The organism is Catellatospora paridis (assembly GCF_009720365.1).
Classification (GTDB): Bacteria; Actinomycetota; Actinomycetes; order Mycobacteriales; family Micromonosporaceae; genus Catellatospora; species Catellatospora paridis.
Map to the genome: position 1 here is coordinate 12313 of NZ_ML769317.1, position 25362 is coordinate 37674.

Here is a 25362-nt window from a genome sequence, read left to right on the forward strand (position 1 = left end):
GCCCCGCCCACGACCGGCCGTGCCCCCCCCCCTCACCGCCCCCGGGGGTGCCGGGGACCACGGGTCCCCGGCACCGCCGCTTTGCCGGCCGCGTCGACGCAGCCGCGTGCCGGTGCACGTATCAACTGACACTCCACACGGGGAGGAGCTGTCCGTGCATACATGGACAGGCAGTATGCGGCGTGCGCGCCGTTTGATCGTGGGTTCGGAGGAAAGCCGGTGGTCACCCGTCGCGGTGATCGCCACGGCTTTGACGGTCTCTCTGCTGACCGCCGCACCGGCGTACGCGAAGCCGTCGGCGCCGCCGCAGGCGCCGCAGGCGGTCAAGCTCGACAAGGACGGCGGGCCGGTCACCGGCAAGGCCTGGACCCAGCAGCGGGTCAAGGACACCGCCCTGCCCAAGCCGGTGTGGCCCACGCCCGGCAAGGGGCGGGTGGACCTGCCCGCCGCCGGTGCCCGCACGGCCGCCGACGACCGCGGCGTGAAAGCCGGTGACCTGCCGGTCTGGGTGCGGCGCGGCAAGGACAAGTCCGGCGAGCGGCTGACCGGCGTCGAGGTGCAGGTTGTGGACCGCGCGGGGCTGCCCGAGGCGCTGCGCGACGGCATGGTGCTGCGCGTCAAGGCCGCCGCGGGCGCCGCGTCGGGCGCGGCGAGCGTGTCGGTCGACTACAGCGCGTTCCGGTACGCCGCCGGCGGTGACTGGGCGTCGCGGCTGCGGCTGTGGCAGGTGCCGGACTGCGCGCTGACCACGCCGCAGAGCCCGGCGTGCCGGCCGGTGCAGTTGCGCACCGACAACGACGTCGCCGCCGGTGTGGCCACCGCCGAGGTGACCGCCTCGGTCGCGCCGACTTCCGGTTCCGGGGTGACCAGGGGCCAGCTGGCCGGCGATGTTCCGATGAGCGCCGGTGCAGGGATGATGGTGGCCCTGGCCGCCGGTGCGTCCGGCGACGGCGACTACGGCGCGACCGGCCTGGCCCCGTCGTCGACGTGGTCGTCGGGCAGTTCGTCGGGTGAGTTCACCTGGAACTACCCGCTGCGTATGCCGCCGGGCGGCAGCCCCGCCCCGAGCGTGGCGCTGTCGTACTCCTCCTCGGCGGTCGACGGCCGCTCGGATGTCACGAACAACCAGCCGTCCTGGATCGGCGAGGGTTTCGAGTACGGCGCCGGCTACATCGAGCGCCGCTACGTGCCCTGCGCCGAGGACAAGAAGAACAGCCCGAATAACTCCGTGTCGACCGGTGACCAGTGCTGGCGTTCGGAGAACGCCACGATGTCGCTCAACGGCCGCGGCGGTGAGCTGATCTTCCAGACCGGCAAGGGCTGGCATGTGCGCGGCGAGGACGGCTCGAAGATCGAGAAGCTGACCGGCGCGTCCAACGGCGACGCGGGCGATCCGGCCTACGGCGACGTCGGCGAGTACTGGAAGGTCACCACGACCGACGGCACGCAGTACTTCTTCGGTCTGGACGACCTGCCCGGGCAGTCGACGGCCACGAACTCGGTGCTGACCGTGCCGGTGTACGGCAACCACACCGGTGAGCCGTGCCGCAAGTCGACCTACGCCGGGTCGGACTGTGTGCAGGCGTGGCGGTGGAACCTCGACTACGTCGTGGACGTGCGCGGCAACACGATGTCGTACTGGTACGGCAAGGAGACCAACAAGTACGCCCGCAACAACACCCCGTCGGATCCGGTGACCTACGACCGGGCCGGTTACCTCAAGCGCATCGACTACGGCACCTACGACCGCACGCTGGCCGTGCACGGGGTGACCGAGCGCAGCGTCACGCCGTACGCCCAGGTGGTCTTCGAGACCGACATGCGGTGCTTCAGCAACTGCGGCACCGAGTCGGCCCCGGTCAAGGCCTCCTGGAAGGACACGCCCTGGGACCAGGAGTGCAAGGGGTCGACCTGCACCACGCAGTACTCCCCGACGTTCTGGACCACCAAGCGCCTCAAGTCGGTGCTGACGAAGGTCTGGGACACGACGGTCACCCCGGCGAAGTGGCAGGACGTGGAGTCCTGGACGCTGACCCACACGTTCACCCCGACCGCGGACTCCACCCACACCGGCCTGTGGCTCGACAAGATCGACCACAGTGGGCTGGTGGGCACGCCGGTGGCGATGCCGCCGGTCACGTTCGAGGCGGTGTCGCTGCCCAACCGGGTGCTCACCGACCACACCTCGACCGACAACTGGCTGCGTGTCAACAGCGTCGTCACCGAGTCCGGTGCCCGGATCAAGGTCGATTACTCGCTGCCGGAGTGCACCGCGGCGATCGTGGCCACGCTGCAGCCGCACAACAACAACCGGCGCTGCTACCCGACGCTGGTGCCCGACCCCGACGACCCGAGCGGTGACTCGCTCATCCCCGAGTGGTGGCACAAGTACCGCGTCGACCACGTCGTCGAGAACGACATCCAGCTCGTCGACGGTCACCAGTCGGTGCCCAAGCACACGTGGTACGAGTACGTCGGCGACCCGGCGTGGCACTACGCCGACGACGACGGGCTGAGCAAGCCCGACCGTAAGACGTGGGCGCAGTGGCGCGGCTATGGCGAGGTCCGCACGCGGCTGGGCAGCGACCCGGCGACGCAGACCCTCGCGGTGACCAAGTTCCTGCGGGGCATGCACGGCGACCGGCTGGCGCCGTCCGGTGGCACCCGTACCGTGGTGTCGACCGCGGCGGTCGGCCCGAACGTCAACGACGAGGACCAGTTCGCGGGCCAGGTGCGTGAGCAGGTCGTGTATAACGGCACGCTGGACAAGCCGGTCAACCGGACGGTCAACGTGCCGTGGCGCTCGGACCCGACGGCGTCGCGGACCATCAACGGCGACGTGGCCGAGGCCCGTTACGTGAACACCACGACGACCTACTCGTCGACGGCGCTGGGCGTCAACGGGGCCCGCGGCTGGCGCACCTCCAGCGGCACCCGGGACCTGGACCACACCTACGGCATGGTGAACTGGGCACAGGACGACGGCGACATCGCCGTCAGCGGCGACGAGAAGTGCACCACCTACACCTACAACCGCAATACCGACAAGAACATCGTCGGGACCATCAAGAAGACCACGGTCAAGGCGCTGCCCTGCGCCACGCCGGTGACCACTGCCGACCAGATGGTCTCCGATCAGCGGCTGTACTACGACGGTGGGAACACCACCGGCAGCGTCCCGAAGTACGGCGCGGTGACCAAGGTCGAGCAGCTGCAGGACTGGGTGTCGGGCACCGGCACGGTCTTCCAGGTGACGTCGCAGAGCACCTACGACTTCGCGGGCCGGCCCAAGACCTCGACCGACATCAAGGGCAACGTCACCACCACGGACTACACCCCCGCGGTCGGCGGGCCGATCACGAAGGTGACCAGCACCGGGCCGGCGCCGACGAGCTGGACCAGCAGCGCCGAGTCGAACCCGTACTGGGGCTCGACGGTCAAGGCGACCGACCAGAACAACCGGGTCACCGCCGAGATCGAGTACGACGCGCTGGGCCGCACCACGAAGGTGTGGCAGCTGGGCTGGTCCAAGACGGATCACCCGACCCAGCCGGGGGCGGAGTTCGCCTACTCGTTCGCACCCAACCGTGACGCCTACCCGTACGTGACGTCCAAGACGCTCAACGCCGACGGCAACCAGATCGTCTCGTTCCAGATCTTCGACGGACTGCTGCGAGAACGTCAGTCGCAGTCGACGGCACTGGACGGCAGCGGCGCCCGCCTCGTCAGCGACACGATCTATGACGAGCTCGGTGCCTCCACCACGTCGTACGCCGCGCACGCCGAGCCTGGTGCGCCGTCGGGAACGCTGTGGTGGGAGCCGGAGTGGTCGGTGCCGACGGTCACCAAGACCGAGTACGACCGTGCGACGCGCCCGACCGCCAGTGTGCTGCTGGCGGGTGACGGTGTGGTGAACCTGGTCGAGAAGTGGCGCACCGTGACTTCGTACGAGGGTGACCTCGCGCAGGTCACACCACCGAACGGCGGGATCCCGACCACGACGGTCACCGACGTCGAGGGACGGACGGTCGCCGTCCGCCAGCACACCACACCGGCCGGAGTCGGCGGTGCCTACCAGGAGACCCGATACGAGTTCAACGCCAAGGGGCAGCTCGTCAAGACCATCGACCCTGCGGGCAACGAGTGGAAGTCCGAGTACGACATCCTGGGCCGGTTGTGGCGTAGCACCGATCCTGACAAGGGAGTCAACAGCAGCACGTTCGGCGTAGCCGGCGAGCTGGTGTCCACGACCGATGCCAACGGCGAGGTGCTGTGGTTCGGCTATGACGCGCTCGGGCGCAAGAAGGAGGTGCGCGACGACTCGGCGACAGGCGCGCTGCGCACCGAGTTCAAGTACGACACGTTGTATTCGGGGCAGAGCGGGTTCAAGGGCCAGCTGACCCAGTCGATCCGCTACGAACCGCCGGGCTCGGCCAACGCGTACAAGTGGCAGGTTCGCGGATTCAACGACCGATACCTGCCGACCGGCGTCAACTACGTGATTCCGGCGGTGGAAACGGGCCTGGACCAGACCTACGTCTACGCGTACGAGTACTCCGCGGCGACCGGGGCGCCGGCGTCGATGACCTACCCGTCTGCGGGCGGCCTCGTCACGGAGAAGGTGACCACCGACTTCGACGACGTCACGGGCCTGCCGAGCAAGCTGAACACGGACCTCACGGGCTTCGCCGGGACGATGGCCACGGCGAGTTACACCGCCTATGGCGAGACCTCGGGGACCATCTACAAGATGCCGGGTGGCGTGTACGCCCAGCAGCTCAATGTCCGGGACGAGGCCACCCGGCGGGTCACCCAGTCGAAGGTGCTCACCGAGACGGGGACCGGCACGGTCGCCGACCGCAGGTACACCTACGACCATGCCGGCAATGTCACGTCGATCGCAGACCTGCCCCAGGTCGGGCAGGCCGACACGCAGTGCTTCCGGTACGACGCGCTGGCCCGGCTGAAGTCCGCGTGGACACCGAAGTCGGGGGTGGACTGCCAGCCGGATCCGGTGGTAGCCGACCTCGGCGGTCCTGAGCCGTACTGGAAGGACTGGACCTTCGACGCGGCACACAACAGGCTGACCGAAACGGGTCATGCCGGTGCCGGTGACACCGTCCGCACGTACACGGTGCCGAACGGCGGTCAGAACGTGGTCCGGCCGCACGTGGCCAATGCCATGACCACGACCTCGCCGGGCGCGAGCGCAGTCGCGTCGAACTACGCCTACGACAACGCCGGCAACACCGTGTGTCGTCCGACCGGATCCGCAACCAACGACTGCGCGACCAAGGCCAACAGCCAGACTCTGGTTTGGGATGCCGAGGGTGAACTGGCGTCGGTGAAGGTCGGCACGCAGACGGTCGAGTCGAACGTGTACGACGCCGACGGAACCCGCCTGATTCGCCGTGACTCGGCTGGCACCACGCTGTACCTGCCGGGTCAGGAAATCCGCCGTGAGGGAACCGTCACGACGGGAACGCGTTACTACACGTTCGACGGCGCGATGTGCGCTTCACGCAAGAACAGCTCGGCCACAGCCGACCTGACGTGGCTGTACTCCGACCACCAGCTGACCCAGCAGGTGTCGATCAACGCGGCCACGCAGGCGGTGACGGTGCGTCGCCAGGATCCCTATGGCGGGAACCGGCCGGGCAGTTCTTCGCCGGCCTGGGCGAACGGGAAGGGTTTCGTCGGCGGCGACAAGGACCCGACCGGTTTGGTGAACATCGGCGCACGACAGTACGACCCGGTGCTGGGACGGTTCATCACGGCCGACCCGGTGATGGACATGGCCGATCCGCATCATTTCAACGCCTACTCGTACGGGTTCAACAGCCCCGTCACCAAGAGCGACCCGACCGGCATGGACCCGTGTCCTGGCGGCGGTGGTGGCTGCTATTACGACGGTACGACGACGAGCAGGGACGGTGTCACTCCCGAGCAGATGACTCGTGCGCGCCAGGCCAGTGCCGCACTGGTGCCGCTCGTGGCGGAGCAGCAACGCAAGATCCAGGAGGCCGAGCGAAAGAAGCGCGAGTGCGAGGCCAGCTTCTGGTGCCGCAACGCGGGCTGGGTCGGCGCCGCCGCAGGCATCGTGGCCGGTGTCGTGGCGGGCGCGGGTTGCGGGTTGCTGCTCGGCCCGGTCGGCGCGGCAGCGTGTGGCGGGTTCGTCGGTGGTGTCGTGGGTTCGCTGGTCACCAACAGCCTCGACGCGGACGAAGAGTCCGGCTGGCAGATGTTCGGCGAGGCGCTGGGCGCCGGTCTGGTGGGTGCGGCACTGGGTGCCGGAGCGGCAGTGATCGGTGCTGCTGCGTTCGGAGCCGGCGTTGCTCTATCGGCAGGGATGGGTCTGAAAGCGGCCGGTCAGATGGCGGTCGCCAGCGTCCGCTCCAGCGTTGCCGCAGTGGGCGGCGGTGCTGGCGGGCTGCGCAACCTGCTCAAGCCCGGTGGTGCCAAGCCGGCCGGTGGCGGTGCCAAGCCGCCGTGCCACAGCTTCGACCCGCAGACGCCGGTGCTGATGGCGGACGGCTCGACCAAGCCGATCAAGAACGTCAAGATCGGTGACGAAGTCAAAGCCACCGACCCGGAGACCGGCGAGACCGCGTCGAAGCAGGTGACCTGGCTGCACATCAACCAGGACGCCGACCTCACCGACGTCACGGTCAGGAACGAGAAGACCGGCCAGACCCAGACGCTGCACACGACGTGGCATCACCCGTTCTGGAATGTCGGCTCGAACCGCTGGGACGACGCCATGGATCTGGCTCCCGGCGTGCTGCTGCGGGACGTCGACGGCCTCGTCGCGCAACGCGTGGTCTCGGTCAAGAGCTGGGTAGGTCAGCAGGAGATGCGGGATCTGACGGTCTTCGGCATTCACACCTACTACGTCATCGCCAACGAGTCGCCGATCCTGGTCCACAACTGTGACCCGGTGGCGGCCAATGGGGCGAGCCTGGAAAATCTCTCGCTGGTCGACATCGGGAAGATTCAGGCGACGGCAGACCGGATCAACCGGGTCATCCACGTAGTGGGAAGCCGGACGACCGGTAAGCTCAAGCCGGATTCGGACTGGGATTACGTGGTCAGCAATGCCACGAGCAAGATCAAGGATAAGATCAAGTGGATGGCCCCGCGTGGCCCCCGCATCAACGGAAGCAACGGGCTCGATATCATCGAGAATCTGAACGACACACTGCCCCATATCACTTTCTTCCCGAAGGGAATGTGTGGCTGTGGAGGTTGAGGTCTTGCATCGCAGCGGCAACCTGGCTGTGATCCAATTTGCGAGCCGCAACTTTCCCGGCATTTTCGCGCAGGGCGACACCATGTCGACGATCCGGGACCTGTTGAAGCCTCTCGAAGCTCAGGATCTGGTGGGCGTGGATGAACTCACCGCGGACCGAATCCTCGAGGCTCGTGACCGGCTCAATGAACTCATGGCGTACTACGAGGAGGTCCTCGCAGCGCGAGGGATTTCCAAGCCGTACCTCTGAGTGATCATCGAGAACCGGCTCAGGCTGTGGCCTGGGCCGGTTCTCGCCGTCGAACGCGAGATGAGGGCGGTGGAAGCCGGTCGGTCCGGCACCTGCCCCACAGGCCGACTCCACCGGCGCTTCGGCCGCCGTGCCAGACAGGTCCAGCCGATCGCCGGTTCGCCGAGGCAATCCGCCCGCAAGCCGGGACCGGCGCAGGTCTTCCCAACTGAGTGATCAGTCAGTCAGACTCATCTGGTGACGCATGACGTGATCATCATCGGTGGCGGCCACAACGGCCTGGTCGCCGCCGCGTACCTCGCCCGGGCCGGCCGCCGGGTCGTGGTGCTGGAACGCCGCCACACCGTCGGCGGCGCCGCCGTCTCCGAGCGCCCGTTCGGCCCCGACTTTCTGGTGACCTCCCTGTCGTACGTGGTGAGCCTGCTCCCGCCGGACATGGTCGCAGACCTGCGCCTGACCGAGCACGGCTACCACGTGTACGAGCAAGGCCCCTACTTCGCCCCCCGCCGCGACGGCCGCCACCTGCACCTCGCGAGCGACCCGCAGCGCCGCCACGAAGAGATCAGCAAGTTCTCCAAGGCCGACGCCGACGCCTACGAGCGCTGGGAGGCGTGGCTGGGTGGGCTCGGCGCGAAGGTCGGCCCGCTGCTGGACGCCATCCCGCCGAAGCTCGGCTCCAAGCGCCCCGGCGACCTACTGGGCCAGGCGGCGCTGCTCAAGACGCTGCGCAAGGTCGACGTGCGGGCCGCGTTCGACCTGACCCGGCTGTTCACTGCCAGCGTCGCCGACCTGGTCGAGGACCGGTTCGAGTCGGACGCGATGCGGGGCCTGCTGTCGGTGTCGGGCGTCATCGGCACCTGGGGCGGCCCACGCAGCGCCGGCACCGCGTTCGTCACCCTGCACCACCACCTGGACCAGACCGGCGGCCAGTCCGCGGCGTGGGGTTTCCCGCGCGGCGGCATGGGCGGGGTCACCGCCGCGATGGCCGCGGCCGCGCGCTCGTTCGGCGCGGAGATCCGCACCGAGGCGACCGTGGCCCGCATCGACACCAAGGCCGGCCGGGTCACCGGCGTGACGCTGGAGTCGGGTGAGCAGCTCACCGCACCGACGGTGATCACCACAGCCCATCCGAAGATCTCGTTCCTGCGGCTGATGGACCGCGACGAGCTGCCGGGCGATTTCGTGGGCGACATCGAGTCGTGGCAGACCCGGTCGGGCACCGTGAAGGTCAACTTCGCGGTGGACCGGCTGCCGAGCTTCGCCAGCCACCCGGAGTTCGACCCCGCGGTGTACGGGGGCACGATCGTGCTGTCGGAGTCCCTCGACGACGTGGAGACCGCGTTCCAAGAGGCCGCGGCCGGCAGGGCGGCGACGCTGCCGTTTGCGGACGTGTGCATCCCGTCGGTGTTCGACCCGACGCTGGCGCCCGAGGGCAAGCACGTGATCAGCATGTTCACCCAGTGGGTGCCGCACACCTGGGCCGCACAGCCGCACACCGCCGAACTCGACGCCTACGCCGACCGCCTCGTGGCGCGGATGGAGGCGGTCGCGCCCGGGTTCACCGACTCGGTCATCGGGCGTCAGATCATCGGCCCGCACGAGATGGAGCACGAGTACGGCCTCGTCGGCGGCAACATCTTCCACGGCGAACTGACGCCGGGGCAGATGTTTCACTGCCGTCCCGCAGCCGGTTACGCCGATCTGCGTACCCCGATCAAAGGCCTTTACCAGGCCGGGTCCGCCACGCATGGCGGTGGCGGGGTCACCGGCATCCCGGGCCGCAACGTGGTCCGGCAGGTGCTGCACGACACCGGCCGCCGGGGTCGGCGATGACCGCCGCGCCGCTGCCCGCCGACGGTCTCGACGCCGCACTGCGGCCGTTCGGGACCTCACGGATGCTGCCCGTGCAGGCCTACACCGACCCGGCGGTCCTCGACTGGGAGCGGCGGCACCTGTTCGCCGGTTCGTGGACGTGCCTGGGCCGACGATCCCAGCTGGCCGACGGTGGCAACCAGCACGCTGTGACCGTCGGCGACGTCGCGGTCGTGCTGACCGTCTCCGACGCGGGGGTGCGCGCGTTCGCGAACGTGTGCCGCCACCGCGGGCACGAGCTGCTGCCCGACGGCGGCACGTGTGACCGGCGGGCGATCGTGTGCCCGTACCACGGCTGGTCCTACGACCTCGACGGTGCGCTCAAGACCGCGCCGCGGATGCCCGACGACTTCCCGGCCAAACAGTTCGGCCTGGTGGAGCTGCCGGCGGTGGACTGGCACGGGTGGGTGTTCGTCAACGCGACCGGCACCGCGATGCCGTTCGAGGAGCACCTGGGCACCCTGGATCGGCTGGTCGCGCCCTACGCGCCGGAAAAGCTGACGGTCAAGGCCGTGCACCGCTACGAGGTCGCCGCGAACTGGAAGGTCATCGCCGAGAACTACCACGAGTGCTACCACTGCCCGCTGATCCACCCGGAACTGTGCGCAGTCACCCCGCCGAACTCCGGCGACAACTGGCACGAGCCCGGCCACTGGCTCGGCGGGTCGATGGAACTGCGCGAACACGCCGAGACCATGTCGCTCGACGGGCGCTCGCGGGGGGTGATGCTCGACGGCGTCGACCGGCGTACCGTGCGCTACCTGGGGCTGTTCCCGAACGTGCTGCTGTCGCTGCACCCGGACTACGTGATGGCGCACCGGATGACGCCACTCGCGCCGGACCGGACGCTGGTCGAGTGCCTGTGGCTGTTCGACGACACGGTCACCGACCCGTCGTACGCGGTGGAGTTCTGGGACGTCACGAACCGGCAGGACTGGGCGGCGTGCGAGTCGGTGCAGCGCGGCCTGTCCTCGCCGCACTACACCCCGGGACCGCTCGCGCCGAACGAGACCGCGATCTACGACTGGGTCACGCTGCTGGCCCGGGCGTATCGCGACCCCGCAGGGGCGCTCGGTCGGTCGAGTCCCGTGCCGGGGCTACCGGCCTGAGGCCGTGGTGCAGGTGCTCAGGATCTGCGTGGTCGCCGGGTCGAAGGTGTACCGCCGGGGCTCGTTCGGGATGAACTCGTCCTGAACCTCGAACGTGTCCGCGCCGACGAATGCGGCGCCGACCGGAATGACCGCGCAAGGCACCGGGGATTGCCTGCTCAACGCGCCCTCGACGCTGCGGAAGAACAGGCGGTCGTTGTCTTCGTCGAGCACGATCTGGTGGTGGCCGTCGGGGGAGGCGGCCAGGACCCGCTCCTTGGGCACCGACGTGGCGGAGCTGACGGTCATCACCAGGGCGGCCGCCCCCAGCACTGAGGTGAAGCACGTCCAGAGCATCCAGCTGCGGTCACGGGGGTGGTCCGACCACCGCGGGCCGTGTCCGCGCCAGCGCAGGTGCAGCAGGTAGACGCCGAACGGCAGTGCCACCCAGAACATGGGCGCGTGGTCCAGCCAGCGGTCGACGACGACCAGCCGCCACGGATTCCAGGAGCCGACGATGCCGACCACGGCCAGCGTCGCCGCGGTGATGAACAACGTCCATGCGACCCGTCGGTGGGTGGCGCTGACGGGCACGGCGGCGGAGACGGCGGGGTCGGACGAAGTCATGCGGGAGATTATCGGCGCAGGTCGGCTCGGCTGTCTGCCCCGAAGCGGCGCCCTGACGAGAGGTACGCCACAGACCCGCCGAGGCGCCGCGGTGTCCGGCCGCCGCCCGTTGTCCAGGTCGTCAGGTGACGGGCCGGCCGACGCTGCCGCGGACCATCTGCGACCACTCGGCGTCGATGTCGGCCCGCCGGGGCTAGTGAGGAGCCGCTGCTGGCATGGGCGTATCGCGATCCTGCGGGGATGCTGGGCCGCCTGAGCGCTGTCCCAGGTGCGGAGAACACCGTTGCACGGTGGTCTGGTCGGGGTTTAGGTTCGGCGTACACGACTGGCGCGGGTGGGTGACCACCGGGGAGTGACTGTCGGGGCGTCGACCGCCTGGGTGCCCTTGTCCATGAGACGAGGAGACGCGCCCGTGACCGTCCGCAACCGCATCCTGCACCTGTCCGACACCCACTTCAACAGCCCTGACGTCGATGCCGCCGCGGCGCTGGCGCGCATGCTGCACGACGCGCGTCACGTGACGGACCTGGACCTGGTCGTCGTGAGCGGCGACATCGCCGACGACGGCTCGGCCGAAGGCTGCGCGGGCGTACGCGAACAGGTGGGCCGGTTCTGCGCCGAGCGGGGCATCCCACACGTCTACTGCACGGGCAATCACGACACCCGTGAGTCGTTCGCAGCCGTCCTAGGCTCCGGGCACCTAGCGGCCGACGGCACCGACGTGGGCACGACCATGCCGGACGCGTCCGGCATGCGCGCCGCCGTCAGCCACGTCGCCGGGCTGCGCGTCATCACCCTGGACAGTCTCGTGCCGGGCCAGGTCCACGGGCACCTCGACCGGGCACAACTGGTCTGGCTGCGGGAAGTCCTGGCCGAACCCGCCGCGGCCGGTTCGGTGCTCGTGCTGCACCATCCGCCGATCGCCGTGCCCACCTCCCTGATCATGGGCGTGGTGAACCTCCGCAACGCCGACGAGCTCGCCGACGTCGTGGCGGGCACTGACGTGCACGCCATCCTGTGCGGCCACTTCCACCTGCAGCTTTCCGGGCTGCTGCGCGGCGTGCCAGTGTGGGTGACACCCGGGGTGGTCACCCGCATCGACTTCACCGCGCCGCCGCGCTGGGAACGCGCCGTCCTGGGCGCCGGAGCCACGGTGGTCGACCTCGGCGGCCCGGCCTCCCCGATGTTCCACCTGTTGCAGGCCCGCGACCCCCGTGCCGGAGAGCAGGTCTATCTCGTCGACGCGGTGTCGGGTGGCGACGCCGAAGGGGAAGACGCGTGACGCGGCGGTGCACCACGCCCCGCGTCGACGAAACGTCGGCCGGCTGACCAGGTGCTCGAGTGAGACGCCGTGGATGTAATCCGAGCCCGCGCTGCACCGCCTGCAGCCAATTGATCACGCTGATCTGACAGCGTTCCGGACGGTCCCTGCGTGCTGAGCGACCACCGGCAGATTCGAGGTTAATTCGCTACCGTGACATCCAGGCGCGGCAGTGTCGGCCAGCGATCACTGGCCCAGTGTTGCCAACTGTCAAACCCGAACGGCGGTGCCGGTATCGCTGCGTAGCCAAGCTCTTCAGTCGTTGGTGGCTGACACAGGGCCAAGAACCGGTCATGGTCCGCGTCGGTCATCGGAAACGTCGACTCTGGGTGCTCCCGCCAACGACGACTCGCTCGCGCCCGGCGTTCCGACTCGTCGACCTGGACATACCTCATCTCGAAGACCGCGCCGACGGACTCGGCAATCGTGCGGATCGCGTACCTCTCGTCGCTTGACCAGCAACCGAAGTCAAGGATGACCGACGCTCCGCTGCGGAGTACCTCATGCGCCGTCCAGATCATTCGGCCCTCAAGGATGTCGCGGCGACCATCCGCCTCACTGTCCCCGAACAGCGGAGCCATCCACTCGTCCGGCGTCAGCTGAAGTATGCATCGCTGCTCCGCAAGCCGTTTCGCCATCGTCGTCTTCCCCGCACCCGGCAGCCCGACAGTCAGGAACAGTGTGGTTCGCATGATCACGAATTCACTGTGCCATCCGCCGCCTCGGCCAAGCAACCAATATGAATACCCGGCGGCATGCGGGCGTGCACGTCACACGGCGAATTCAGAGCCGGTATTCCCAGCCTTCACGCCACGCGAACGGGCTGCCGATCTGGTCATCCAACCGAATGCCCTTGACCCGTTCGTCAAGCGCCCATCCGGTGGCGACGTGGCCGATGACGAGAACCCGTTGGCCCGACCAGCGCGAGGGCAGGTCATCGAGGAATCCGTTGACGCGGGCGATGGCCTGCCGCCAGCTCTCACCGCCCGGATACGGCTGGTCAAGGTAGGCCTGCTTGTCTTGGTGCAACTCTGCCGCAGGCATGCCGTTGAGGCGGCCGTAATCGCATTCCCGCAATCGCCAGTCGTGCAGGATCGGCACCTCGGTACCGCCGAAGGCTATGTTCGCGGTCTCGACCGCCCTGTAGAGATCAGAGGTGAAGACCGCGGTGATTCCGTCGTTGCGGCGGCGGTCACCCAGCTCCGCGGCAAGCCCAAGGCCGCGTTCTGACAGCCTGCCCGGCAACCAACCGGTAGCCAGGCCAAGGTCGTTGTCCTCGCTCCACGAGTGTGTCTCGAACACCAGCTCGATCCCCATGGACCCGACCCTATCCGGGTGTCGTCATGGAGCCGAGGACCGTCCGCGCTCCGGGGTGATCTGGTGTTCGGCCTTGGTCCGGTTCAGGTCGGTCGTGCTGCGGCGAGGGACGGCCATGACCGGATGTCGGAGTCGTAGACCGTGACGGTGTGCTCGTCGAGGGCGACGGCGACGAGCTTGCCGCCGTGGCGGCCCGCACGTTCTGCGATCCTGCAGGGTTTTTCGGGCAAATCGGCCATATAAGTGACTCGTGCCGTTTTCAACCCGATAGCAGCTGAATCTCCTTGTACCGTGCATGGACGGGCATGAACATGCCCTCCGCGCACATGCAAGGGAGGCCCGACATGGCAGACGACGCTCATCCGCGGCTGAGGCGGTCGCTGCTGCTCGCGGCAGCCTCAGTCGCGCTGCTCGCGCCCGCGCTGACCTGCCCTGCCGCCGCGGCACCGGCGACCGGGGCCACACGGTTCACGCTGGCCGCGAAGGCCGCCAGCCCGTGCAACGCCTTGACGAAGTTCAAGCGCTCGCACTTCGCGGACTCCGCCCGGATCGACAACAAGCGCGACCCCCTGCCGCCCGGAACCCGGTTCGTCCTCGACGGACAGACCGCAGAAGGCCCCCACCGGGTCGTGCTCACCGTCACCGACCTGGTCAAACGCATCGACGGCGTATGGACGCGCGTGCTGTGGGACCAGGACCTCCAGGGCGACCCGCTCGCCCTCGTCGAATCGGAACTGGCCTTCCACGCCCAGGACAAGAACGCGAACGTCTGGGTCCTGGGCGAGTACCCGGAGGAGTTCGAAGCCGGAGTGTTCACCGGCGCCCCCAACACGTGGATCTCCGGTGCCGCCGGCGCCCGGGGCGGGGTCCTCGTTCCCGGCAAGCCCCGCAAGGGCGGACCGTTCCTGCAGGGCTTCGCGCCCGCCATCGACTTCCTCGACTGCGGGCAGGTCGTCAAGACCCGCCAGGACGACGTCTGCGCAGGCGGCGTCTGCTACGACGACGTCACGCAGATCCGCGAGTTCAGCCCGCTGGATCCCGACGGAGGCAGCCAGCTAAAGTTCTACGCGCCCGGTGTCGGCAACATCAAGATCACGGCCGAGGGGGATCCGGAAGGGGAGTTCCTCGACCTGGCCAGCAGATCCAAGCTGAGCCCGGAGGAGCGGATCCGGGCCGATCTCGCCGCGCTCAGACTCGAACGCCGCGCCTACAAGAACAGCAAGGTCTACCGCACCACCTCGCCGATGCTGCTGTGGCCCGGCGACCCGGACACGACCAAGGTACGGCAGGCGATCAAGGCCGAACTCGTCCGCAGGTAGGCGGCGTCCGAGTCCTATCGAGACCCTCGCCACAGCGCTGCTGAAGCGCCCACGATCAGCGCCAGTACCAGAGCGAACGCAGCGATCGCGGGCGTGTTCGAGGGCTGGTTCACCGGTTCGGCGCTCACCGGCACGGTGTGGACCGGCTCCGACGGTTCCGCAGACGGGACCGCGCTGCTCACGATGGCGCTCGGCGACGGCTCGGCACTCGGGGACGCCACGGCAGTCGGGGACGGCTTCGGGGCAGGGGAGGTGGCGGTGCGGCTCGGCTTGGGCTTGGGGCGCGGGCTCGTGACCTGGGTGGGCTGCGGGTCGTAGCGCTTGCCGTTGGTGCACCAGCCGCCGATGACGCAGATGTGCAGGATGTCGGCGTTGGAGGTGTTCGGGTCGGGCGTCGAGGTGCGCACCCCGTACGAGCCGCTCGGATCCTTGCCCGTGATCTTGATGTTGGCGACGGCCGACTGCGCCGCGCCTGCCTGCAGCGTGGGCAGCATGCAGCCACCGTCGTTCAGCTCACCCGGGCACGACGCGAAGCCGACGAAGGCCAGCCCGGGAGCGCCGTAGACGAACACCGTCGGATGGAACGACGGGTCCGGTCCCCGGTTGCTCACCGTGATGGTGACCTTGACGGTCTGGCCGACCGAGCCGACCGCCCGGGTGTCGGAGACCCGGATGTCGGCCGACTCGGCCGCGTACGCCGGAACCGCCCCCCACCCGGCGGCGACCAGCCCGCACAGCAGTGCGCCCAACATTCGAAGCCTCACGACACCAGCCCTCCCGCGTTGATCGACTGCGAGAGCGTAGTGGCTGCCAGGAGACGGGACGCCGCCGACCCGGTGCGGCTGCCGCCGCAGGTGAACCAGCATCGTCGACCCGTCCGGCCCGGGCATCGCAGCGAGGACGACGAACCCGACTCGTACCACCGTGTCGTGGCGGGCAGGCCGGCGGCTTCGCACGGGCGCTGGGCGCGCTGCCGTTCCTGCTGCTGGTGGCCGTCGCGGCCGGCGGGTATCCCGCGGGCGATGAGGTGTGCGCGGTCCAATATGGACCGGTTGCTCGGCGCGGTCGCCAGGTCGCGGACGTCGTCGAGCGGCGAGCTGCGCATGAGGGCAGACAGGGGATCTCGCTACCGGTTATCGTGCCGTGGCCGACAGTCAGGTCGGTGGTGAACATCGATGACGGGGACTGGGATTCAGTGAAAACATTGTCATGGCGGGCCTTGCCGGCATTACTGATGTGCGGGGTGATGGTGGCCGGCCTGGGGGCGTACGTCGACGCCTCGCCGGCCGTTGCGGCGACGGTCTGTGCCGAGCAGGCATCATCGGAGAAGGCGGCACTGGCCCTGGCGGCCTCGTGCGACTCGCCTGTCGCGGTGGACGCGACGCGGACCGAGTACACGCAGGTCCTCGCATTGCCGGGCGGCGGCCTTCGGCTGGAGGCGTCGGTCGTGCCGCAGCGGGCGCGTGCCGGCGGCGCGTGGGTCGACATCGATCTCGGCCTGCGCCGTGGCGGCGACGGGCGGTGGCGGCCCGCGGTTTCCGTGGCAGATGTTGCCTTCTCCGCCGGCGGTTCGGGTCCGCTGGTGACCCTGACCCGCGGTGGCAGGTCGATGAGCCTGACGTGGCCGGCCGGGGCGCTGCCCGTGCCGACCGTGTCCGGTGAGGCGGTCACCTACCGCAACGTGTTCGCAAACGTGGATCTCGTGGTGCGTGCCACCAGGACCGGCTTCACGCACGTACTGGTGATCAAGTCAGCGGCCGCGGCTGCCGACCCGGCGCTGCGTCGGATCCGGTTCGGGTTGGGCGGTGACGCCGAGATCGTCCGGGGCCGGGACGGTTCGTTGAGCGCGGTCGCTGACGGTGTGGTGCTGGCCGCGGCCGAACCGGCGGTGATGTGGGACTCCCGGACCGCTGCTGCGGCAGCCCGTACGGCGCAGCCGAAGACGTCGGTCGCCGGCTCGCGTTCGTCGGCGGCCGCCGCAGGCGACGCCGCCCGTGTCGCGAAGGTCGCGGCTCAGGTCTCCGGGCGGGAGCTGGTGCTGAGTCCGGACACGGCACTGCTGGACTCGCCCGACGCGGTGTTCCCGCTGTATGTCGACCCGGCGTGGTCGGCCCCGAAGTCGAAGTGGGCCTACGCCACCGACAACAACTCGTCCAACACCGACTATTCGGTGGCCCGGGTGGGCCTGAACCCCGACACCGGCGCCCTGTACCGCTCGTTCTTCGAGTTCCCGACCACGGCGAACAACGTGTCGCTGAAGGGCAAGCACATCGAGTCGGCGCGGGTGGAGATGGATCTCGACCACTCGTGGTCCTGCGGCGACACCGTGTCGTCGATGTACGCCGCTCCCGCGATCAACGCGACGATGAAGGCGACCTGGTCGAAGATGACTCTGGGCGGCTTCCTCGATGACGCTTTCGGGCATGCCAACGAGGCCGGCGGCTGCTCGGGCAACCAGCAGAACATGCTCATGAATTATGCGAGCGCGGGCGTGACCTCGCAGGTGCAGGCCGCCGCCAACGGCAGCTGGAACTCGATCACGTTCGGCTTCACCGCCCGGGCCGCGAACGGCACGGGGGAGAGCACCCAGGACCGGTGGAAGAGGTTCGACCCGGCCAAGGCGAAGCTGTTCGTCGACTTCGACACCGTCCCGGGCGCCCCGCTCGACCCGCAGGTGGCGGGTGTGAGCTGTCCCGCCTCCGGCGTGGTGACCGTCGGCACCCTGTCCCCGACCCTGTCGGTGATCTTCGCCGACGGTGACCCGACGGATTCGCTGACCGGGACGTTCGAGTGGATCGAGGTGCCCGCCGGGGGCATCTCGACGGTGACCGACACCTCGCCGGCCCGGCTGGCCGCGCCGCCGCAGAAGACCGGGGTCACCCCGAACACGCGCGCCACCAGCGCCGCAGTGACGGTCGTCAGGGACAGCACGTACGCGTTCCGGGCCAGAGCCACCGACCGGGCGCCGTACACGCTGACGGGGCCGTGGTCGGCGTGGTGCCAGTTCGTCGTGGACACGACGGTGCCGCCGGCCACCGCGCAGGTGCTCACGCTGCCGTCGGGGCCCGGCATGCCGGGCCGGTTGCGATTCGAGTCGACGGCCACCGACGTGGTGAAGTTCAAATACAGCTGGACCGGCGGGGCCCTGACGGAGGTCGCGGCGCAGGGCGGCAGCCCGCGGTGGGCCGAGGTCGAGGTGACCGCGCAGAAGTTCGGCCGCAACGTGGTGGACGTGTGGGCTGTCGACAGCACCCTGAACGAGGGCAAGGGCACGGTCGAGTTCACCGTGGGCAGGGCGTCTCCGCCGATCGCCCGGTGGGGCTTGGAGGCATACCCGGGCATCAGCCAGACCCACGCGATGGCCGACCAGCAGCCTGCCCTGGCCGCGCAACTGCTCACCCCGGCACAGTCCCAGATGACGGACATCAGCACCTTCATCACGGACAACCACGCGACGGACATGTCCATAGACACCGACCGCGGGCAGGGCGGCAGCACTGAATCGCTGCAGCTCGCGCCGCTGGCGTCGGGTGCGTCGGAGGACACCTTCGCGGCGCCCGGCGGCGACACCGGCGGCTTCCGGCTGGGCATGCAGCCAGGCCGCAGCTACCGGGCGTCAGCTTGGATCTACGTGCCCGGCGCGACGGGTCTGAACCCGGTCGACGGGCGCGGACTGCGCATCGCCGTGTACCACAAGACCGGCACCTACGGATTCGTGTCGTCGCCGAAGGCGTCGATCGTGGATTCATGGCAGCGCCTGTCGGTCGACTTCACGGTGCCCGCCAACGCGACCGAGGCGTTCATCCGCCTGTACAACGGGTTCCGCACCGGCAATCCGGGCAAGGTCGTGTACTGGGACAACCTGTCGGTCACCGAGCTGACGGACCAGCCGCTGGCATCGGTCACGGACGTCACCTGGCCCAGCGACGTCCGCGTGCTCGACGCCGAGACTGCCTCGTTCAACGGAACCTCGTCGCGGGCTTCGACGGCGACACCGGTGATCGATCCGACGAAGTCGTTCAGCGTCGCGGCATGGGTGAAGCTGGGCGAGCAGGGCCAGCCGCTGCCGACCGGCAACAGGATCGCGGTGGCTCAAGACGGCGGCCTGGCTGACAGCTTCGTGCTGGGATACAGCGGAAACCAGCGGTGGGCCATGTGGATGCACACCAGCGACACGGCCAGCGCCGTGGAGACGGGCGTGGTTTACTCGCCGGTGCCGGTGGAGACGGGCGTATGGACCCACCTGGCGGGTGTGTATGACGCGGTCACGGGCAAGACCACGTTGTATGTCAACGGCCGGTCGCCGGTGTCCGCCGGTGCGCAGGGGCTGCAGCCGTGGCCGAACCGGCAGCGGATCACGCTGGGCCGCGAGCTCTGGGACGGCGCCGCAGCGAGCTTCTGGTCCGGCCAGATCGCCGACGTGCAGGTGTTCGACCGTGTGCTGGTGCCGCAGGACTTCACCGGCCAGCTGGCCACCGACCCGGGCTCCGGCGGGTTCGACGAGCCGGGATTCCTGACCCCGGTGCAGGTCGCCGGCTGGGACTTCAGTGCGGCGGTGCCGTGCTACACCGCGGACATCATCGACACGTGCGAGGCGCCGGACTCGACGGCGTGGGGCCGGTGGCTGGCGCTGACGCGGGGCTCCGCGGTGGGCGCGGGGCACTCGGCCGGCGGGCACGGCCTGTGGCTGGACAGCGAGTACTTCCCCGAGGAGGGTTACAGCGAGGCCACCCAGGAGCGCGGTCGCAGCGCGGTGAAGACGGGCACCTCCGGGGACCTGACCGTCTGGCAGGACAGGGCAGTCCTGCGTACGGACCAGTCGTTCACCATCTCGGCCTGGGTCGACCTGGCCGACAGCGACGGCTACCACACCGCCGTCACCCAGCAGGGAAGCACCACCAGCGGGTTCTTCCTCTACTACGACGTCAACGTCAACCGGTGGGCGTTCGCGATGCACACCTGCGACGGCTGCCCCACGTCCAACTGGGTCGGGGCGACGTCGGCGGCACCGCCCGAGCTCGGCCGGTGGACCCACCTGACGGGCGTGTACGACAAGGCGGCGGGGCAGCTGCGGCTGTACGTCGACGGCAAGCTCCAAGGGTCGGCCGCCTGGGCGGGAGCATGGAACGCCACCGGACCGCTCACCGTCGGCGGCGGCAAGGGCGGCGGGCGGTGGAACGGCGGCATCGACGAGGTGCGCGCATTCCAGGGCGCGATGACCGACATGCAGGTGCGCGGCATGTACAACTCGTTCGTGGAGACGCCACCGGGCACGAACACGCTCACCAAGGGCCACGACATGGTCGCCGGTGACTACCTGCGTTCGGACACCGGCGGCTACGAGCTGGTCATGCAGTCCGACGGCAACCTCGTGCTCGGACAGGCCGGCCAGCCGCTGTGGGACAGCTCGACCTGGGGCAACCCCGGTTCGTGGCTGAGCTTGCAAACCGACGGGAACCTGGTCATCTACAACAGCGGCGACGTCCCGATCTGGGACACCGCGACCTGGGGCTCGACCGGCGACAGGCTCGTGCTGCGCGACGACGGTGATCTGGTGCTGCTCGATGCGGACGGCCAGATCGTCTGGCGGCGGTAGCGGATCGAGCGGCCGCCTTCGGCCTGCTCGGCGTGTGATCACGTCGAGCGGGCCGAAGGCGGCCTTTGCGTACCGTGGGGCCGGCCCTGTCGAAGGGCGTGGCCCACGGAGCCCGTGCGGACCGACCGTCGCCCGCCGACTGTGGGTCACCGCCTCAGGGGGCGACGGTGCGCCCGACGCTGGTGCGGACCATTGCCGACCATGCGGCGTCGGCGTCGATGTCGCGCCTGCGGGGCTCGGTGAGGACCACGACGTTGCCGTCGGGGTCGGTGAGGACCAGGTCGTCGCTGTACCAGGGGGTCGGCGTGGGTCCCTGCACGGTGCCGCCACCGGCCGCGGCCACCTCCTGGGCACGCCGGACGAGGTCGTCGCCGCCGGCGGCCATGGTGATCCGGCCGCCGCCGGTCGGGGCGCCGCCGGCGGGCACGACCAGGATGTCCTGGTATCGCTGGCGGCGCAGGTGGACCAGCATCGTCGTCCCGTCCGGGCCGGGCATGGCGGCGAGGACGACGAACCCGGCGGTCTCGTACCACGCTGCGGTGGCCCCCAGGTCAGTCGCCTCGAATTTCACGAACGCGGGCATCGGGTAGATGCCGCGGTCGATGCCCGGCGCGGTCCGGGCGATGGGCTTGGTGGTCATGGGTACTCCTCGGTGCTGGAAGAACTGTTCGGGCTCGACGGTGCCGCCTGCCGCCACGTCAGGGTCAAACCGGCGGCGCAGACGGGTGACCTCGATAGGAGATTCCCGGTGAATGCCCCTAATCTCCGAACATGGGGCATAAGCACCCATCGGTTCACGGCCGAGGAGGGCGGGACCATGCACACCCACGACGCTCTTCCACGACGGACAACACACAGCACCCTCTCCGCCGTCGCGCTCGCCGTCACACTCACCCTGACCCCCGCGGCCGCACAGGCCACACCGGACCCGGCCGACGATCCCGGCCCCGCCGCGACCGTGCTACCCCCGGCCGCGACCGCCGACCCCGGCCCCTGCCCGCCACTGACCAGGTTCCGCGCTCGCGACTTCGACGACTCCGCCGACCTCGACAACTTCCACCAGCCGCTGCGACCCGGCACCGAGCTCACCCTGCAGGCCGTCGCCAACGACGACGGCGCGCTGCTGCCCCACGTCGTCGTCATCACCGCGACCGACCTCGTCAAGAACGTCGACGGCGTATGGACACGGGTGCTGTGGCAGCGCGACTGGCGCGACGGCACCGCCGCCGAGTCCGCCCTCGTCTTCCAAGCCCAGGACGACGACGGCAACGTCTGGCAGCTGGGGCAGTACCCCGAGCTGATCTCCGACGAGCTCCCCGCGGGAGCACCCGGCGCCTGGATCGCGGGCATCGCGGGAGCACGGGCCGGTGTCGTCGTGCCCGGCGACCCCGACCGCGACGAGCCGCCGTATCTGCGCGCCGAAGCACCCGCCATCGGCCTGCTGCAATGCGGACTGGTCATCCGGACCTCCGCCGACGAGGTCTGCGCACCCGCCATCTGCTACGACGACGTCCTGATCGTCGAGGAGTTCAGCCCGCTACTCGCTCCACCGGTGCGCCACGCCTACGCACCCGGGATCGGGCTGATCGCGGCGGCTCAGGCGAACTCCGACGGCGAGACGCTGTTCCTGTCCGGCAAGCGGGGCCTCACCATCGCCGAGCGGCTCGCCGCGGACTGGGAGGCGGTGCAGTTGGAGGACCGGGCGTACGAGACCAGCGAGGTCTACGCGGACACGTCGCCGATGCGGTTCCATGCCGATGACGGCGACGCCGAGGCGGTCCGGCAGCTGATGGCAGACCGCTTGCGATCCTGAGCATTGCTCCAGCAGCGGCGCCGCGCCCCGGGCGGCGCCGCTGCGCATCGTGTCCGGCCCCGGTCAGACCGTCGCGACCTGCGCGGGCATCGCGGGGCCGGCGGCGGCGGCCCGGTCCGACACCCCCTTGACTAGCAGGTACCCGACCATCCAGAACTCGCCGATGGTGGCGGGCACGACGAGGGCGGAGACGGCGCCGGTGGCCTCGGGCAGAGTCACGGCCACGATGAGGCTCAACACGTATCCGACGCCTCCGGCCTGCAGCATCCAGCCGAGCGGGCGCGGCATGAACCCGGAGCGGATGGCCAGCCATCCCATCGGCATCAGCCACAAGCCGAAGAACAGCGCGCCGAGGGTGAACGCCGCGCCGTTGAGCTCGTAGAGCAGCAGTGCCTGGTCGGCCGAGGGGGTGTCGGCGCGCAGGGCCACGTCGAGGGCGGTGGCCGAGAACATGGTGCCGACGAGGATCGTCACCGAGTTGACCAGGCCGAACACTGCCAGGGACCCGGCGGCGACGGGGTCGGTGGGCCGGAACAGTTTCCAGAACCAGGCGGCGGTGACGGCCTGGGTCAGCACCATGCCGAGGTCGGCGAGGACGCCGAGGCGGGCCAGGGACTCGTGGGCGATCAGGTTCGCGGCGGTGCGGGCGGCGTCGTCGGGTACGTAGAGCTGCTCGCGGATGAACAGGAAGCCGAGGAATCCGGTGATGGCGAGGCCGAGGTAGGCCAGGCCGGTGATGCGGGCGGTGCGTTTCGTGTTCGTCATGGCACTGCTCCAGGGTGGGTGGGGGTGGTGCAGGGCGCGCTTGTTCGGCGGACCATCGGCCCGCGTGTTAAAAATATTTGACATGTTAGACGGTACGTCCTGACGGCGCGTCGCGTCAAACTTTCTTTACATCGCAGGCCTCGCGCCGCGGCAACACCGCCCCAGTCCGGCGCCGTCGGGTCACGCCGGCCGTCAAACGCCGCGCAGCCAGTCGCGTACGACGTGCCGTGGCCGGCGCCGCGACAGCAGGGCGATCACCGCCACCGCGACCAACGCCACCGCCCACCCCGGGAGCCGGAAAGGCGGCGGCGGGCCAGGATCGGCCACCCCTGGCACACGCGGCTGCGCGCCGACATGGAGCGTGGCGACGTCGAGCTCGTAGACGGTGTCGGGGGCGGTCAGCAGCACGCGGGGCGGCTCGCTCAGCTCGTACAGCCGCTGGTTGCCGATGACAGCCAGGGCTGTTTCCCCACGCCAGCCGACCACGTCGACCAGCGGCGTCATCTCGCGGCCTACCCGCTGGACTCCTTCGGCGCCGGGCAGCACGGCCATGGCTGCGCCCGAGGCCGCGTCCAGCGGCAGCAGCCGGCCCCGCGCGTCGGACAGCAACAGCCGCCGACCGTCCGGGGTCCACGCGGCCCGGCCCGCGAGCTGCCCGGCGACCCGCGCACGCCAGGCGACGGTCCCGTCGCGGTGGTACGCGGTGACCTGGTCACGCTGCTGGACCGCGAGCATCAACCCGTCGGGTGACAGTGCCGCGCGCAGTTCGCGGAACACGCCCGGCAGTGGGGTGAGCGGGACTTGCCATAGTTTTCGCCCGGCGGGCATGGATACGACGGTGATCTGGCCGCCGACGGGGTCGTCGCTGGTCCCGTCGCCGTTGTAGTGGACGAGCGCCGCGAGGGCGCCGTCCGGTGACCAGGTCAGCGGTGCCCCGGCGTCGAGGGTGCGGACGTCGCCGGTGGCGACGTCCAGCAGCCGGCTGCGAAGGCGGTCCCCGGATCCCCACTGGGCCATGAGCACGTACCGGCCGTCGGGGGAGAGCAGGATCGTATTCGTCCAGCCCGAGGCGAAGGTCCATTCGGGCCGGTCGTATTCGCGGTACCGGTCGTCGCTGCCGACGACGGTCAGCGGGGAGTTCTCGCCGGGCAGGAACTGGTCGGCGGTGGCGTACAGGGCCAGCGCGCGGGACAGCGGGGCGTCGCGGAGTGCGGCCGTGCCCGCCGGTGGCGATACGAGCACGGTGGGCAGCTGGTCGATGCCCGGCTCGGCCGGCGCCGGTGGGCTCGGCCGCCACCCGGGAAAGGCGATTGCACCGGCGATCAGCAGGGTCGTCACCGCGGCTAGCGCGGCCAGCCGCCGTCGCCGTGCGCGGCGCGCCCGGGCGTACAGCCCGGACGGGACTCGCATCCCGGCGTTGTCGGCGACGTCGTGCATGATCCGGCCCAGTTCGGTCGTCACCGGGTCACCACCGATCTGGGCTGGTCCCCGACCAGGGTGGCCAGGTGCGGATTGAGTTCTCGCAGCCGCGCCAGGGCGTGGCGGGTCTGGCTCTTGACCGTGCCGACAGCGCAGGCGAGCTGCTCGGCGGTCTGTGATTCGCTGAGGTCCTCGTAGAAGCGCAGCACCAGTACCGCGCGCTGTTTCGGGGTGAGCCGGCGCAGCGCGTCGTCGAGGACCAGGCGCAGGTCCTGGTCGGTGGGTGCGACGGGCAGGGTGGGTGGTTCGTCGGTGAGGGTCTCCGGTGGGCGTCGTTTGCGGGTGCGCCACCACGACACCGACTGGGTGAACAGGATGCGGCGCACGTACGCCTCGGGGTCGTCGATCGTCGCCCATCGCACGGCGGCCCGGCACAGCGCCGCCTGCAGCAGGTCCTCGGCGTCCTCGCGGTGTCCGGTGAGCAGGTATGCGATCTTGGCCAGTGCGGCTGAGCGCCCCGCTACGAACTCCTCGAAGGACGCCTGTGCCTGCTGCGTGTCCATCAACACCCCCTGCCTACTCAGACGCCTGCCGCGGTGGGCGTGGAGGGAAGGAAACCTACCGTGGTGATCACCGGCGGGCGGCCGTAGGAAGACGTTTTCCGGTAGGCGCAGGTCGCGCCCGCGGCGTGTGTTGACATCTGGTGGGTCCTGTTGGAACCTGTCG

The 25362-nt window shown here is 69.6% G+C and carries 18 protein-coding genes and 1 riboswitch; of the genes, 8 read left to right on the plus strand and 10 right to left on the minus strand.

What is annotated here, in order from left to right; all coding sequences use genetic code 11:
- Positions 1 to 199 precede the first annotated feature (199 nt).
- The 4 genes from F9C41_RS18095 (at position 200) to F9C41_RS18110 (ending at position 10480) form a co-directional block, all read left to right on the plus strand.
- Positions 200 to 7249, plus strand: coding sequence for an RHS repeat-associated core domain-containing protein (locus F9C41_RS18095; RefSeq protein WP_407924705.1), 7050 nt, complete (start codon positions 200 to 202; stop codon positions 7247 to 7249).
- Positions 7239 to 7499: a DUF6959 family protein gene (locus F9C41_RS18100; RefSeq protein WP_155388014.1), complete on the plus strand. Its 261-nt coding sequence runs from the start codon at positions 7239 to 7241 to the stop codon at positions 7497 to 7499. The genes F9C41_RS18095 and F9C41_RS18100 overlap by 11 nt, the downstream gene beginning before the upstream one ends.
- A gap of 237 nt (positions 7500 to 7736) precedes the next feature.
- Positions 7737 to 9332, plus strand: coding sequence for a phytoene desaturase family protein (locus tag F9C41_RS18105; protein WP_230689714.1), 1596 nt, complete (start codon positions 7737 to 7739; stop codon positions 9330 to 9332).
- Positions 9329 to 10480, plus strand: a complete 1152-nt coding sequence (locus F9C41_RS18110; RefSeq protein WP_155388016.1) for an aromatic ring-hydroxylating oxygenase subunit alpha — start codon at positions 9329 to 9331, stop codon at positions 10478 to 10480. Before F9C41_RS18105 ends, F9C41_RS18110 begins: the two co-directional genes overlap by 4 nt.
- Here F9C41_RS18110 and F9C41_RS18115 read toward each other — a convergent pair.
- Complete coding sequence (locus F9C41_RS18115; RefSeq protein ID WP_155388017.1) at positions 10469 to 11086, minus strand: hypothetical protein; 618 nt, start codon at positions 11084 to 11086, stop codon at positions 10469 to 10471. The two genes, F9C41_RS18110 and F9C41_RS18115, sit on opposite strands and share 12 nt — an antisense overlap.
- A 311-nt stretch (positions 11087 to 11397) precedes the next feature.
- Positions 11398 to 11474: riboswitch (ZMP/ZTP riboswitch) on the plus strand.
- 24 nt (positions 11475 to 11498) lie between these two features.
- Between F9C41_RS18115 and F9C41_RS18120 the strand changes: the two genes are divergently transcribed.
- A complete protein-coding gene (locus F9C41_RS18120) occupies positions 11499 to 12368 on the plus strand; it encodes a metallophosphoesterase family protein (protein WP_230689715.1) in 870 nt (289 codons plus the stop codon).
- 179 nt (positions 12369 to 12547) lie between these two features.
- Here F9C41_RS18120 and F9C41_RS18125 read toward each other — a convergent pair whose 3' ends face one another.
- The 3 genes from F9C41_RS18125 to F9C41_RS40720 all read right to left on the minus strand — a co-directional run bounded on the left by F9C41_RS18125 (position 12548) and on the right by F9C41_RS40720 (position 13963).
- Positions 12548 to 13099 (minus strand): P-loop nucleotide/nucleoside kinase family protein, encoded by a 552-nt coding sequence (locus tag F9C41_RS18125; RefSeq protein ID WP_155388271.1) that lies wholly within the window; start codon positions 13097 to 13099, stop codon positions 12548 to 12550.
- Between the two features lie 91 nt (positions 13100 to 13190).
- Positions 13191 to 13724 (minus strand): histidine phosphatase family protein, encoded by a 534-nt coding sequence (locus tag F9C41_RS18130; protein ID WP_155388019.1) that lies wholly within the window; start codon positions 13722 to 13724, stop codon positions 13191 to 13193.
- 83 nt (positions 13725 to 13807) lie between these two features.
- Positions 13808 to 13963 (minus strand): hypothetical protein, encoded by a 156-nt coding sequence (locus F9C41_RS40720; RefSeq protein ID WP_196279848.1) that lies wholly within the window; start codon positions 13961 to 13963, stop codon positions 13808 to 13810.
- 105 nt (positions 13964 to 14068) lie between these two features.
- Between F9C41_RS40720 and F9C41_RS18135 the strand changes: the two genes are divergently transcribed.
- Positions 14069 to 15043 carry a hypothetical protein gene (locus tag F9C41_RS18135; protein ID WP_155388020.1) on the plus strand — a complete coding sequence of 325 codons (975 nt, stop codon included), beginning with the start codon at positions 14069 to 14071 and terminating at the stop codon, positions 15041 to 15043.
- A gap of 14 nt (positions 15044 to 15057) precedes the next feature.
- Here F9C41_RS18135 and F9C41_RS18140 read toward each other — a convergent pair whose 3' ends face one another.
- Both F9C41_RS18140 and F9C41_RS18145 read right to left on the minus strand, forming a co-directional pair.
- Positions 15058 to 15795, minus strand: coding sequence for a DUF11 domain-containing protein (locus F9C41_RS18140; RefSeq protein ID WP_155388021.1), 738 nt, complete (start codon positions 15793 to 15795; stop codon positions 15058 to 15060).
- An 8-nt stretch (positions 15796 to 15803) separates the two neighbouring features.
- Positions 15804 to 16148 carry a hypothetical protein gene (locus F9C41_RS18145; RefSeq protein ID WP_155388022.1) on the minus strand — a complete coding sequence of 115 codons (345 nt, stop codon included), beginning with the start codon at positions 16146 to 16148 and terminating at the stop codon, positions 15804 to 15806.
- 141 nt (positions 16149 to 16289) lie between these two features.
- Between F9C41_RS18145 and F9C41_RS18150 the strand changes: the two genes are divergently transcribed.
- Positions 16290 to 20639 carry a LamG-like jellyroll fold domain-containing protein gene (locus F9C41_RS18150; RefSeq protein ID WP_155388023.1) on the plus strand — a complete coding sequence of 1450 codons (4350 nt, stop codon included), beginning with the start codon at positions 16290 to 16292 and terminating at the stop codon, positions 20637 to 20639.
- Between the two features lie 154 nt (positions 20640 to 20793).
- Here F9C41_RS18150 and F9C41_RS18155 read toward each other — a convergent pair whose 3' ends face one another.
- Entirely contained in the window at positions 20794 to 21279 is a 486-nt protein-coding gene (locus tag F9C41_RS18155; protein WP_196279828.1) for a VOC family protein, read from the minus strand.
- Positions 21280 to 21456: 177 nt separating this feature from the next.
- On the opposite strand from F9C41_RS18155, the gene F9C41_RS18160 reads away from it, so the two are divergent.
- Complete coding sequence (locus tag F9C41_RS18160; RefSeq protein ID WP_155388024.1) at positions 21457 to 22452, plus strand: hypothetical protein; 996 nt, start codon at positions 21457 to 21459, stop codon at positions 22450 to 22452.
- 63 nt (positions 22453 to 22515) lie between these two features.
- Here F9C41_RS18160 and F9C41_RS18165 read toward each other — a convergent pair whose 3' ends face one another.
- The 3 genes from F9C41_RS18165 to F9C41_RS18175 all read right to left on the minus strand — a co-directional run bounded on the left by F9C41_RS18165 (position 22516) and on the right by F9C41_RS18175 (position 25199).
- The gene (locus F9C41_RS18165) at positions 22516 to 23217 is read right to left on the minus strand and encodes a DUF4386 domain-containing protein (RefSeq protein WP_155388025.1); all 702 of its coding nucleotides are present in this window, start codon (positions 23215 to 23217) and stop codon (positions 22516 to 22518) included.
- Positions 23218 to 23409: 192 nt separating this feature from the next.
- Positions 23410 to 24678, minus strand: a complete 1269-nt coding sequence (locus F9C41_RS18170; RefSeq protein ID WP_155388026.1) for an outer membrane protein assembly factor BamB family protein — start codon at positions 24676 to 24678, stop codon at positions 23410 to 23412.
- Positions 24675 to 25199: a SigE family RNA polymerase sigma factor gene (locus tag F9C41_RS18175; RefSeq protein ID WP_155388027.1), complete on the minus strand. Its 525-nt coding sequence runs from the start codon at positions 25197 to 25199 to the stop codon at positions 24675 to 24677. The genes F9C41_RS18170 and F9C41_RS18175 overlap by 4 nt, the downstream gene beginning before the upstream one ends.
- Positions 25200 to 25362 lie beyond the last annotated feature (163 nt).

Excerpts from the sequence above, each read along its gene's own strand:
- F9C41_RS18110 (WP_155388016.1), top strand. The coding sequence starts at position 9,329 with ATGACCGCCGCGCCGCTGCCCGCCGACGGTCTCGACGCCGCACTGCGG.
- F9C41_RS18115 (WP_155388017.1), bottom strand. The coding sequence starts at position 11,086 with ATGACTTCGTCCGACCCCGCCGTCTCCGCCGCCGTGCCCGTCAGCGCC.
- F9C41_RS18125 (WP_155388271.1), bottom strand. The coding sequence starts at position 13,099 with ATGCGAACCACACTGTTCCTGACTGTCGGGCTGCCGGGTGCGGGGAAG.
- F9C41_RS18130 (WP_155388019.1), bottom strand. The coding sequence starts at position 13,724 with ATGGGGATCGAGCTGGTGTTCGAGACACACTCGTGGAGCGAGGACAAC.
- F9C41_RS40720 (WP_196279848.1), bottom strand. The coding sequence starts at position 13,963 with ATGGCCGATTTGCCCGAAAAACCCTGCAGGATCGCAGAACGTGCGGGC.
- F9C41_RS18135 (WP_155388020.1), top strand. The coding sequence starts at position 14,069 with ATGGCAGACGACGCTCATCCGCGGCTGAGGCGGTCGCTGCTGCTCGCG.
- F9C41_RS18140 (WP_155388021.1), bottom strand. The coding sequence starts at position 15,795 with ATGTTGGGCGCACTGCTGTGCGGGCTGGTCGCCGCCGGGTGGGGGGCG.
- F9C41_RS18145 (WP_155388022.1), bottom strand. The coding sequence starts at position 16,148 with ATGCGCAGCTCGCCGCTCGACGACGTCCGCGACCTGGCGACCGCGCCG.
- F9C41_RS18150 (WP_155388023.1), top strand. The coding sequence starts at position 16,290 with ATGGTGGCCGGCCTGGGGGCGTACGTCGACGCCTCGCCGGCCGTTGCG.
- F9C41_RS18155 (WP_196279828.1), bottom strand. The coding sequence starts at position 21,279 with ATGACCACCAAGCCCATCGCCCGGACCGCGCCGGGCATCGACCGCGGC.
- F9C41_RS18160 (WP_155388024.1), top strand. The coding sequence starts at position 21,457 with ATGCACACCCACGACGCTCTTCCACGACGGACAACACACAGCACCCTC.
- F9C41_RS18165 (WP_155388025.1), bottom strand. The coding sequence starts at position 23,217 with ATGACGAACACGAAACGCACCGCCCGCATCACCGGCCTGGCCTACCTC.
- F9C41_RS18175 (WP_155388027.1), bottom strand. The coding sequence starts at position 25,199 with ATGGACACGCAGCAGGCACAGGCGTCCTTCGAGGAGTTCGTAGCGGGG.